Raw genomic sequence first — 12417 nt, 5'->3', positions numbered from 1 at the left:
GTTCTGCGTCACAAATTCGACTCCGCGCCCGCTGTCACAGATACGTCATTCTGCCGATCCGCTGGGCGCCGCCGGCTGGCACCGTTCTCCTCGCCAATGCGGCGAAGGGGCGTGGGGTTATGAACAGAACGACGGCCGGCATCCGCTGCCGGCGACAGACAGTGACCGTGCTGTTCGTCGACATCGTGGGGTTCACCGGTCTCGTCGAGGACCTGGACTGCATGGACGTCCGCGACCTGCAGGTCGACTACTTCTCCGCGGTGTCGGCCCAGGTGCGAGCGGCCGGTGGCGTGGTGGAGAAGTTCATCGGCGACGCGGTCATGGCGGTCTTCGGCGCGGTCGGCCCGGATGCCGGCACGCCGGACGAGGTGAGCTGTGCCGCGGTCGGAGCCGTACGGGCCGGGCTGCGGATCCAGGAGGCGCTGCGGGGGCGTCTCCTGGCCGGCCGGTTCCCGGTCCGTACCCGGGTCGGGCTGGCCACCGGGGACGCCATCGTCGACCTGGAACAGACCCGCGAGGGCGGGTACGGGATGGTCAGCGGCAGCGTGGTCAGCACGGCGGCGCGGCTGCAGGCGTACGCGCCGCACGACACCGTGGTCGTCTGCGCCGCGACCCGCGGGGTGACCGACCACGCGGTGGCGTACCAGGAGATGCCGCCGGTGTCGGTGGCCGGCAAGTCGGCGCCGGTGGAGCTGTCGCGGGCGCTGCACCCGCAGACCGTGCCCTCCGCGCACGCGCTCGCGACCTGCGGCTGATCGGGGCCGGCCCAGATCCGACCCTGCCAATCCTTCAGCGGGCCGGGACCGCGCCGATAAAGCCAGCGTGGGTCCCTCGCCTTCTCCGCCGGCTGAGCCGGCACTGTTGCAGCTCGAGCCCGGCGACGCCGCCGGGCTCGAAGTGCTGGGCGAGCTCGGCCGCGGCACCCAGGCGGTCGTGCACCGGGTCCGCTACCGGGAGCGGCACCGCGAGTACGCCCTCCGCCTGCTCCGCGAGAACGCCGCGGCCAGCCCCGACGGGGTCCGCGAGTTCCGCCGCCAGTGCGCGTTGCTGGCCGCCATCAACGACCCGGGGCTGCCCCGGGTGCACAAGGTCGGCGACGCCGGCGGCCGCCCGTACGTGATCATGGATCTGGTCGAGGGTGAGCAGCTCAGCACCGTGCTCAGCCGCGGACCGGTCCGCGAGTCGCTGGCCGTCCGGATCGCCGTCGACATCGCCGGCGCCCTGCGGGCCGCGCACGAGCACGACCTGGTGCACCGCGACGTCAAGCCGGACAACATCGTGGTCGACCCCGGCGGCGGGTCCCGGCTGGTCGACTTCGGGCTGGCCACGCGCACCTCGGCCGAGCCGGGCGGGCTGGCCGACGAACCCGTCGCGGGCACCCTGATCTACAGCCCGCCCGAGCAGAGCGGCATGCTGAACCGGCCCGTGGACGGCCGCTCCGACCTGTACGCCCTCGGCGCGGTGCTGTTCGAGTGCGTCACCGGGGCGCCGCCGTTCGCCGCGGGTGACGTCGGCGAGCTGCTGCACCTGCACGCCACGGCTTCCGTACCGGATCCCCGGGCCCTGGCCCCCGGCCTGGGCGCCACCTTCGCGGCGATCATCGTCCGGCTGCTGGCCAAGGACCCCGACGACCGCTACCAGAGCGCCTCCGGCCTGCTCCCCGACCTGCGGCGGCTCGCCGCCGAGCCGGACGGGTCGTTCCCGCTGGGCGAGCAGGACGGCCCGGCCACGGTTGCGGTTCCGCCGCTGACCGGCCGCGACGCCGAGTTCACCGCGCTCCGGGACCGCTGGACCGCGGCCGTCGGCGGCCGCGGCGGCATCGCCGTGCTGCACGGCGGCTCCGGCACCGGCAAGACCCGGCTCGCCGCCGAGCTCGGCGAGCTCGTCCTGGCCGCCGGCGGCACCGTGCTGCGGGCCGCCGCCTCACCCAGCGACCGCCGGCCGATGGCGCCGCTGCGGGTCGCCGTCGACCTGTACGTCCGGTCCCTGCTGCGGGCCACCGGGGGCGCCGACGCCGCCGCGAAGCTGCTGCGCGCCGCCGCCGGGCAGGCCGCCGGCCTGGTGACCAGCCTGTCCCCGGCGCTGGCGGACGCGCTCGGCGTGCCCGGCGTGGCCGGCGAGATCGGCCTGGAACGGCACTCCGCGGCCGTCGCCGACCTGCTCACCGGCTTGGCCCGGACGGCCGGCCCGGTGCTGCTGCACCTCGACGACGTCCAGTGGTTCGACGACGGCACCGTCCGGGTGCTCGAGCAGCTCGCGGCCGGCCTGGCCGGGGTGCCGCTGCTGGTGGTCGCCACCGCCCGCAACGACGAGGAGGCCGCGCCCGCGACCGCGATGGTGCTGAACCGCCTCGACCCGACGCCCGACACCGACATCACGCTGGCGCCGCTGGGCGCCGAGGGGGTCGGCGCGCTGATCGGCGGGCTCTCCGGCGGGGTCCGGATCGACGAGCAGAGCGCCACCGCGATCACCCTGCTCACCGGCGGGAACCCGTTCGTGACGCTCAGCTATGCCCGGGCGGTCATCGACGCGGGCCTGCTGTCCCCCGACTGGGGCGTCTGGCGGGTGGACGTGGCCGGCGTGCAGGACCTGGCGCTGCCCGCCGACTCCGCCCAGCTGCTGGTGCGCCGGATGGGCTCCCTCCCGCCGGAGAACCGCCAGCTGCTGCAGCTCGCCGGGGCCATCGGTACGACCTTCGCGCCCGGCCTGGTGGCCGAGGTGGCGGGCGTCGGGCGCCGCCGGGTCCTCGACGTGCTGTCCGACGCCGCCCGCCGGGGCCTGGTCGAGCACCGCGAGGGCACCGTGCGCTTCCTGCACGACAGCATCCGGATCGCGCTGCTCGACGGCCTGCCCGAAGCCGACGTCCGCGCGCTGCACCAGCGCATCGCCGACGTGCTCGACCACAAGGAGGGCGCGGACGTGTACGCGCTCGCCCGGCACTGCGCGCTCGGCGACCCGGCGTACCAGCCGGCCCGGATGCTGCGCGCGGGACAGGCCGCCGGCGCCCGGGCGCTGGCCGAGCACGCCCCGGACACGGCGCTGACCTTCCTGGAGTACGCCGCCGAGGCAGCCGGGACGGGCGGGATCACCGTGGGCAGCGAGTTCCACCAGCTGCTCGGGATCGCGTACCACCAGAACGGCCGCTTCGACGAGGCGATCGCCGCGCTGACCACCGCGCTGGACGGCACCACCGACCGGATCGCGCGCGCCCACCTGCACCTGCACCTGGCCCGCGTGCACGAGAGCAACTGGGGCGGCGCCGAGCAGGTACGCGCCGTCGAGCAGGGCCTGGCGGAGCTGGGCCGGCCGATGCCGCGCAACCCGGTGCTGGCCGCGCTCTCCGGCATCTGGCTGTTCTTCGTGGGCTGCCTGATCGGCGTCACCCGGCTCGGCTACGGCACCGCCAAGGGCGCCTACCGCGAGCGGCTGCGGCTGCAGTCGACGCTCTACCACTACGGCGGTTCCGGCAGCGTGCGGACGTTGCGCCCGCTCCGGTCGCTGCTCTACGGCCTGCGGTTCCTGCACCCGACGAGCCGGCTGGGCCGGTCCCCGGAACGGGCCCGCGACCTGGTCGGCCTCACCCTGCCCCTGCGGATGCTCGGGCTGCAGCGCACCTCAAACCGGATCACCGCGGCGGCCGTCCGGCAGGCGCACGAGTTCGGCGACCCCACCCTGCTCGCCCGGATCGACTGGATGACCGCGATCGCCGTGCACGGCAGCGGCGGGGACTCCGGCGAACGGGTCCGCCGGGTGGTCCTCGAACGTGACCGCTTCCTCGACGTCGGCCTGATCCTGGACTGCTACGCGGTGCTCGGCTGGGACTGGCTGCTGCGCGGCGAGATCACCGAGGCCGAGGCGGCCCGTCCCGGCCGGCAGCGCTGGCTCGAGGCCGGCGGCAACGTCGACCGCAGCGCCGTGGTGGCCGTCGACGCGGGCCTGCTGGCCATGCGGGGCCGGGCGGGCGAGGCCGTCGCCGCGCTGGCCCGCGCCGGCGACGGACCGAAGGAGATCCACGAGGTCGTCGACACGATCATCGCCCGGATGCTGTCCGCGCTCGAACGCGACGACCTCGGTGGCGCGTTCGACGACGCCGTCGCGGAGTTCGTCGGGCTCGGTCTGCGCCCGCTCGACGTGCTGCCCGCCCAGCAGTGTTACTTCGTGTACCTGGCGTACGGCCGGTTGGAGCAGGCCCGCCGGGCCGCGTCCGCCGACCGCGCCGCCGCGGTGGCCGCCGCCACGGCCGCGGTCGCCGCGCTCGGCAAGGTCGTCCGCCGTCCGGTGGTCGCCGCGCACCACCGGATCACCCGGGCGGCGCTGCTCGCGCTCGACCCGGCCCGCAGCGCGGCCGCGCTGGACCTGCTGGCCAAGGCCGAGCCGCTGCTGCGCCGGGTCGACGCGCCGCTGCCGGCCTTCGAGGCCGCCCTGGTACGGGCCCGCGCGCTGCTCGCCGTCGGCAGCACCGGGGAGGCCGACCGGCAGGCCCGGATGGCGGCCGCCATCGCCGAGACCCGTGGCTGGCCGCACCGGGCCCGCCGGGTCGCCGCCGAGTTCCGGCTCGACGCCGGCCGCCGCAACCGGGTGCCCGTGGTGGCCGCCCGGGGCCGGGCCGGGCAGCGCTGGGCCGCCCTCGAACAGCTCAACCTCGCCGCCTCCCGGGTCATCGACCCGGACCGGCTGACCCGGGTCGCGCTGGACGAGACCACCCGCCTGCTCGGCGCCGAACGGGCCATCCTGTTCCTGATGGACGCCGAGACGCAGGTGCTGACGCCGTTCGTCGGGCGCGACGCCGCCGGCCAGGATCTGACCGAGCTCACCGGCTACAGCGCCACGGTCGTCGACCGGGTCCGGCACAGCCGCGAGCCGCTGGTGGTCACCGGCACCGAGGAGGGTGAGGCCCTGGGCGCGCAGAGCGTCGTCCAGTTCGGCCTGCGCAGCATCCTGGTCGCCCCGCTGGAGCTGGACGACCGCCTGCTGGGCGTGGTGTACCTGGACAGCCGCGTCGCCAAGGGCGTCTTCACCGTCGACGACGCCGACGTGCTGACCGCCATCACCCACCACATCGCGGTGGGTCTGGAGACGGCCCGGGCGGCCCAGCTCGAGGTCGCGGTCGCCGCCGCGAACCGCCAGCGTGATCTCGCCGAGACGCTGCGCCGCGCGATGGCCCGGCTCACCGGCACCCTGGACCCGCAGCTGGTGCTGCGCCGGCTGCTGCTCACCGCACGGCAGACGCCCGGCGCCAACCGCGGCTGGCTGCTGCTCGGCACCTCCGACTCGACCGAGATCACCGTGCTCGGCGGGCCGGCGCCCGTGCAGCTGGCCCTCGCCGACCACCCGCACCTGCGGGCGCTGCTCGACAACCGCCAGGCCGACCTGGTCAACGGCACGCCGCCGTGGGCCGGCGCGTTCGCCGACGCGACCGGGCAGAGCTGGCTCACCGTGACCCTCGACGACCGCAACGGCGCCCTCGGGGTGCTCGTGCTCGCCTCCGACCGGCCCGGCGCCTACGCGGCCGCCGACCTGGGCCTGGCCGCGGCGCTGGTCGGCCAGGGCATGGTCGCCTACGACAACGCCCGGCTGTTCAGCCGGGTGAACGAGCTGGCCACCACGGACAGCCTCACCGGCGTCGCCAACCGGCGGCGGTTCTTCGAGCTGGCCGAGCGCTCGCTGGCCGGCGCCCGGGCCGCGGACGGCCCGGTCACCGCGCTGATGGTCGACATCGACCACTTCAAGCGGATCAACGACGCGCACGGCCACCAGGTCGGCGACGACGTGATCAAGGGAGTGGTCCAGCGCATGCTCGACGGGCTGCCGGCCAACGGCCTGGTCGCCCGGTACGGCGGCGAGGAGTTCGCGGTGCTGCTGCCCGGCATCGACACGGCCGGCTCGGAGCTGGCCGAGGCGCTGCGCGCGGCGGTGGCCGGCAGCCCGGTCGACACCCGGTCCGGGCCGATCCCGGTGACGATCAGCGTCGGCCTGGCCCGGCTGCGCCCCTCCGACCAGACCCCCGACGCGCTGCTGGGCCGCGCCGACGCCGGCCTCTACGCGGCCAAGCAGGGCGGCCGGAACCGTGTCGTGGCTCACGACCCGGAGCATTTGCCCCAATAGTCGTGTGTTATCGCGACCCGCTCCCGGTCGGCCTCGCGAAAGTCGTCGGAGGTCCCCGGTAGGCTCGCCGCGTCGTTGACAGCTGCCACTGCCGGGAGTAGTACCTCGTGACTGCGCAACCAGAGATCCTCTACGGGGCTGATGACCTCACGCACCTTGAAGGACTCGACGCGGTCCGCAAGCGGCCGGGCATGTACATCGGCTCGACCGACAGCCGGGGCGTCAACCACCTCGCCAACGAGATCCTCGACAACGCCACCGACGAGGGTGTCGGCGGGCACGCCGAGCACGTCGAGGTCATCCTGCACGCCGACGGCTCGGTCCAGGTCGACGACGACGGCCGCGGCATCCCGACCGACATCAACGCCAAATCCGGGCTCAACGGCGTCGAGCTGGTGCTGACCCGGCTGCACGCCGGTGGCAAGTTCGGCGGCTCGGGCTACAAGACCTCCGGCGGGCTGCACGGCGTCGGCGCGTCCGCGGTCAACGCGTTGTCCCTGCGCTTCGACGTCACCGTGCGCCGCGACGGCAAGGTGCACGAGCTGTCCTTCCGGCGCGGGGTGCCCGGCGTCTTCGCCGGGCCCGGCCCGGACGCGGCCTTCGAGCCGCAGACCGGCCTGCGGGTGGTGCGCAAGATGAAGCGCGGCGAGCGCACCGGCACCTCGATCCGCTACTGGTACGACGCGCGCTACTTCGAGACCGGCGCCCGCCTCGACGTCGACGTGGTCCGCGCCAAGCTGCGCAACACCGCGTTCCTGGTCCCCGGCGTGGCATACGTTCTGCGCGACCTGACCGGCGAGGAGCCGGCCGAGGAGAAGTTCCACTATCCGCACGGCCTCACCGACATGGTGGAGTTCCTCACCCCGGCCGGCGACAAGCCGGTCTCCGGGATCCTGATGGTGACCGGCGAGGGCACCTACAAGGAGAACGCCGCCGACGCCAACGGGGTCATGCAGGCCAACGTCGTGCGCACGGCGCAGATCGAGGTGGCGTTCCGCTGGGGCACCGGCTACGACCGCCGGGTGGAGAGCTTCACCAACACCATCCGCAACGTGCACGGTGGCACCCACCGCAAGGGCTTCGAGCGGGCCCTGGTCCGGGCGCTGTCCGATGCCATCCGCAACACCCGCGGGCTGCTCAAGCCCAAGGAGGACGTGCCGGTCCTGGACGACCTGCTGGAGGGCATGACCGCGGTCATCCACGTGCGGGTGCCCGAGCCGCAGTTCACCTCGCAGACCAAGGACGAGCTGTCCACCGCCGGCATCACCCGGGTGCTGCAGACCCTGGTCGAGCAGCACGTCAAGGCCTGGATCGACGACCGGCGCAGCAAGAGCGAGGCCCGCACGGTCCTGCAGAAGGTCGTCGACGCGGCCCGGGTCCGGCTGACCCAGAAACAGCAGAAGGACGCGGCCCGCCGCAAGACCGCGCTCGAGGGCGCGTCCATGCCGCCCAAGCTGGTCGACTGCCGCTCCACCGGGATCAGCCGCAGTGAGCTCTACATCGTCGAGGGCGACAGCGCGCTGGGCACCGCCCGGATGGCCCGCAGCTCGGAATACCAGGCGCTGCTGCCGATCCGCGGCAAGATCCTCAACGTGCAGAAGGCCAGCCTGCAGCAGGTGCTGGACAACGTCGAGTGCTCGGCCATCGTGCAGGTGCTCGGCGCCGGCTCCGGCCGCACCTTCGACATGAGCACGATGCGATACGGCCGCGTCATGATCATGGCGGACGCGGACGTCGACGGCTCGCACATCCGCACCCTGCTGATCACCCTGTTCGCCAAGTACATGCGCCCGGTGATCGAGGACGGCCGGCTGTTCGCCGCGATGCCGCCGCTGCACAAGATCACGACCAAGGGCCGCAACCCCGAGACCATCTTCACCTACACCCAGCAGGAGATGGAGACCACGCTCACCAAGCTGCAGCGCGCCGGCAAGTCGGTGGCGCCGGTGAGCCGGTTCAAGGGTCTCGGCGAGATGGACGCGGACGAGCTGTGGGACACCACGATGAACCCGGCCACCCGGACGGTCCGCCGGATCACCCTGCAGGACGTGGACCGCGCCGAGGCCACGCTCGAGCTGCTGATGGGTGAGCGGGTGGAACCCCGGAAGAACTGGTTGATCGAGGCCGCCGGCCGCATCGACCAGGAAACGATCGACGCCTGAGCCGGCCCGCAGCGGAAAACCCATGCAAGTTCGTAATGAGGGGCTGTTTTCAGACATGGCACGCCGCAAGAACGAGCAGTCCCGGGTGGACCTGTCGGCCTTCGACCAGGCCGGTGCCCGGATCATCGACAACCCGCTGACCACCGAGGTCGAGGACTCCTACCTGGAGTACGCATACTCGGTCATCCACTCCCGCGCGCTGCCGGACGCCCGCGACGGCCTCAAGCCGGTGCACCGCCGCATCCTGTGGTCGATGCAGGAGCAGGGCCACCGCCCCGACCGCGCGTACGTGAAGTCCGCCCGCGTCGTCGGTGACGTGATGGGCCGCTACCACCCGCACGGCGACCTGGCGATCTACGACGCGATGGTCCGCCTCGCGCAGGACTTCTCGCTGAACGCGCCGCTGATCGACGGGCACGGCAACTTCGGCTCGCCCGACGACGGCCCGGCCGCCTCGCGATACACCGAGGCCCGGATGTCGCGCGAGGCGATGCTGCTGGTCGGCGAGCTCGGCGAGGGCACGGTCGACTTCAAGCCCAACTACGACGGCTCCGAGCTGGAGCCCCGGGTGCTGCCCGCGGCCTTCCCCAACCTGCTGGTCAACGGCACGTCCGGGATCGCCGTCGGGATGGCGACCAACATGATCCCGCACAACCTCGGCGAGGTCGTGGCGGCGGCCCGGCACCTGATCACCGAGCCGGAGGCCGACCTCGACACGATCATGCGCTTCGTGCCCGGCCCCGACCTGCCGACCGGCGGCCAGCTGCTCGGCCTGGACGAGGTCCGCCGCGCCTACGAGACCGGCCGCGGCGTGGTGCGGATGCGCGCCCGCGCCCAGACCGGCCCGCTGGAAGGAGGCCGGGGCCGCCAGGCGATCACGGTCGTCCAGCTGCCGTACGGCGTCGGCACCGAGAAGATCATCGAGGCGATCACCGACGAGGTGAAGGGCAAGCTCATCACCTCCGGCCCGCGCAAGGGCCAGCGCCAGCCGGCCCGGCTCCAGGGCATCGCCGACGTCAAGGACCTCACCGACCGCGAGCACGGCATCCGCCTGGTCATCGAGTGCAAGGTCGGCGTCAACCCGCAGGCCCTGCTCGCCGACCTCTACCGGCTCACCCCGCTGGAGTCGTCGTTCGGCATCAACAACCTGGTGCTGGTCGACGGCCAGCCGCGGACGCTGGGCCTCAAGGCGCTGCTGGAGGTGTTCCTGGCGCACCGCTACGAGGTGGTCACCCGGCGCACCCTGCACCGGCGCACCAAACGTGAGGACCGGCTGCACCTGGTCGACGGCCTGCTCATCGCCCTGATCGACATCGACCGGGTGGTCGCGATCATCCGCGGCAGCGACGACGCCGCGGCTGCCAAGACCGGCCTGATGAGCGAGTTCGGGCTCAGCGACATCCAGGCGACGTACATCCTGGACACCCCGCTGCGCCGGCTCACCCGCTTCGACCGGATCGAGCTGGAGACCGAGCAGGAACGGCTGCGCGGCGAGATCGCCGAGCTGACCCGGATCCTGGACAACGCCGACGTGCTCAAGCAGGTCGTCTCGGACGAGCTGGCCGAGGTGGCCGCGGAGTTCGGCGGCCCCCGCCGCACGACGCTGATCGACGGCGACCTCAAGGAGGTGCTCGCGGCCTCCGTGCCGGCCGGCCCGCTCGAGGTCGCCGACGACCCCTGCCAGGTCATCCTCTCCGCGACCGGGCTGATCGCCCGCACCGCGGCGGAGAGCGAGGAGGCGACGGAGGGCCGCCGCCGCAGCGGCCGGGTCAAGCACGACGCGGTCCGCTCGGTCGTGCACTCCACCGCCCGCGGCCGGGTGCTGCTGGTGACCAGCACCGGGCGCGCGTTCAAGACCGACGTCCTGCCGCTGCCGGTCCTGCCGGAGCAGTCCGGCACCGTGTCCGTGCGTGGCGGCATGTCGGCCTCCGAGCTGATCCCGCTGGAGCCGGGGGAGAAGGTCGTCGGCCTGGCCCCGCTGACCGCGGACGACTCACCCGGGCTGGCGCTGGGCACCCGGCAGGGCGTGGTCAAGGTCTGCGCGCCGGAATGGCCGGTCCGCTCGGACGAGTTCGAGGTCATCACGCTCAAGGACGGCGACGAGCTGCTGGGCGCGAGCTGGCTGGCGGACGGTTCGGAATCGCTGGCCTTCGTCTCATCGGACGCTTCTCTGCTGCGCTTCCCGGCCAAGTTGGTCCGGCCGCAGGGGCTGAAGGGCGGCGGCATGGCGGGGATGAACCTGTCGGCGGGTGCGGAGGCGGTGTCGTTCACGGCGGTGAATACCACGGATCCGCAGCATGGGGAGCCGATGGTGGTTACCTCAACGGGCACTCAGGTGAAGGTGACTCCGTTCGCTCTGTATCCGGCCAAGGGACGGGCTACCGGTGGGGTCCGGGTGCAGCGGTTCCTCAAGGGTGAGACCCGGTTGGTTGTTGCCTGGGTTGGGCCTCGTCCGGTTGGTGCTAGTGCTACCGGGGATCCGGTGGAGTTGCCTGGGCCGGATGATCGGCGGGATGGTTCGGGTGAGGCTGTGTTGATGGGGCCTCAGATTGTTGGGCATTTGATTGAGCGTGGGTGATTTTCGGTCGCGCTTGGACGGATGGGGCCCTCGACCTTCGCCATGTGGTGGAGCCCTTACGCGCCCGGGCCTTCAGCGTCCGCGGAGGTCGGGCAGCGTCTCGAAGTTCTCGAAGTTCTCGCCGAGGATTTCGGGACTTCGCGCACGGGTGCGGTCGACTGTCGCCGTTCAGTGAGCCTTTCCGAGTAACGGTCGTTGACGTTCGGTAACTACCTTCAGGTGGTGCGGCCGTGCTCGATGTGCAGGATCACGAGGGCGGCGGCGGTGATCCAGCCGATGATCCAGGGGCAGAGGCTGACGTCGCGAAGGGCTTCGAGGGTGGTCCTGAGTAGCGAGTTTCCGCGTTCACCGATCGCGCGGACCGCGTTGTGGGCCCGGTTGAACTGCTACTCGACGGCGGTGCAGGAGCGGTTCTTCGGCTTCTTGAACGCGACGGTGATCGTGGTCTGCTCGCCTTCGTAGCCCAGGTCGCCGAGCACGCGCAGGTGATCCTCGGTCCACGTCGTCAACGGTGGCAGGATGTCGTGCCGGCGCAGGGCGGTGGTGTCGTGTTCCCGGCCGGGCCGTACGGGCGAGGTCCAGAGCGGCCAGCCGTCCGGGGCGGTGATGACCTGCACGTTCCCGGCGTGGTTGTCATGTTGGCCTGACCACCACAGATCCGCCCCCGGAGTCGGCCCGGGAGTGTGGCACCGGTCGGTCTCGATCAGCGTTCCGTCGATCGTGACGTGCGAGTAGCCGGCCATCTTGGCCGCAAGCAGCACCGAGTTCAGCGCGGGGGCCTGCTCGGCGAGCACGGTGAGGCCTTCGTGCAGGTAGGCGTATCCGGTCGACCGGCTGATCGCGTTGTCCGTGATCGCCGCATCCGGGTGCCGTCGAGCAGCCAGCGCAGGACCAGGATCGCTTGGCGGTAGCAGCCCAGCGAACGGGTTCCCGCCCTGGTCGCGAGGTGTCGCCGTTGGGCGTGCAACAGAGCTGACAGGTACGCCACGGTGTGGTCGCTCACGGGCAGGGTGGCGGTATAGCGCAGGACCCCTGGAGAAGTTGATCTGTGAGAGGACCACGTCATACCGGGGTTCCGTTGCACCACAACACGTCCGGGCGTGTCTACACCGGACACAACGAGCCAACCACGCAGAGCGCTCAGGCTGTTACTCGGAAAGCCTCATTCAGTGCCGTCGCAGCCTCAGCGGCAGCCTTCCCGCAGATCTTGGTGAGCTAAATCGTTCCGGCCTCACCACACCGCTACAAGGTCCACCACTCGCGCCCCTTTCCTCCTGAGATGAGCCCTCAACCTCCACTACCGCCAATCCCGCATACCGGACGAACCCGGCAACGGGCTGGATTGCGAGAGGACCGTGATCCAGATACGGCGAAAGTCGAGGGGGCCGGGGTGACCAAGATTGGCGGGAGAGCATCTATGCCGTTCTTGGTCACCCCCGGCACCCACCCTTGCTTGGTCTCCCGTTTCCGGCAGGTTTGAAGTTCCACCCCGGGACCGGACACCGGAGTTTCATGCCGCGAGGGCGATGGGTGGACGGTAGCAGACACGTGCTTCGCGTGGTGTCTGGTGTT

The 12417-nt window shown here is 72.2% G+C and carries 4 protein-coding genes and 1 pseudogene; 4 read left to right on the top strand and 1 reads right to left on the bottom strand.

Annotation, left to right across the window (positions count from 1 at the left end):
* Positions 1-119: 119 nt before the first annotated feature.
* The 4 genes from ACIBQZ_RS40325 to ACIBQZ_RS40310 all read left to right on the top strand — a co-directional run bounded on the left by ACIBQZ_RS40325 (position 120) and on the right by ACIBQZ_RS40310 (position 10845).
* The gene (locus ACIBQZ_RS40325) at positions 120-755 is read left to right on the top strand and encodes an adenylate/guanylate cyclase domain-containing protein (protein ID WP_396094235.1); all 636 of its coding nucleotides are present in this window, start codon (positions 120-122) and stop codon (positions 753-755) included.
* Positions 756-861: 106 nt separating this feature from the next.
* Positions 862-6105, top strand: coding sequence for a diguanylate cyclase (locus tag ACIBQZ_RS40320; protein WP_396094234.1), 5244 nt, complete (start codon positions 862-864; stop codon positions 6103-6105).
* A 107-nt stretch (positions 6106-6212) separates the two neighbouring features.
* The gene (locus ACIBQZ_RS40315) at positions 6213-8267 is read left to right on the top strand and encodes a type IIA DNA topoisomerase subunit B (protein WP_396094233.1); all 2055 of its coding nucleotides are present in this window, start codon (positions 6213-6215) and stop codon (positions 8265-8267) included.
* Between the two features lie 55 nt (positions 8268-8322).
* The gene (locus ACIBQZ_RS40310; protein ID WP_396094232.1) at positions 8323-10845 is read left to right on the top strand and encodes a DNA topoisomerase (ATP-hydrolyzing) subunit A; all 2523 of its coding nucleotides are present in this window, start codon (positions 8323-8325) and stop codon (positions 10843-10845) included.
* Between the two features lie 215 nt (positions 10846-11060).
* Here ACIBQZ_RS40310 and ACIBQZ_RS40305 read toward each other — a convergent pair.
* Positions 11061-11911: pseudogene (locus tag ACIBQZ_RS40305) on the bottom strand (transposase family protein).
* Positions 11912-12417 lie beyond the last annotated feature (506 nt).

It is taken from the genome of Actinoplanes sp. NPDC049599 (assembly GCF_044465625.1).
Taxonomy (GTDB): Bacteria; Actinomycetota; Actinomycetes; order Mycobacteriales; family Micromonosporaceae; genus Actinoplanes.
Note: the sequence above shows the minus strand (reverse complement) of the source record. Positions and strands in the feature narration are given on the sequence as shown.

Excerpts from the sequence above, each read along its gene's own strand:
- ACIBQZ_RS40325 (WP_396094235.1), top strand. The coding sequence starts at position 120 with ATGAACAGAACGACGGCCGGCATCCGCTGCCGGCGACAGACAGTGACC.
- ACIBQZ_RS40310 (WP_396094232.1), top strand. The coding sequence starts at position 8,323 with ATGGCACGCCGCAAGAACGAGCAGTCCCGGGTGGACCTGTCGGCCTTC.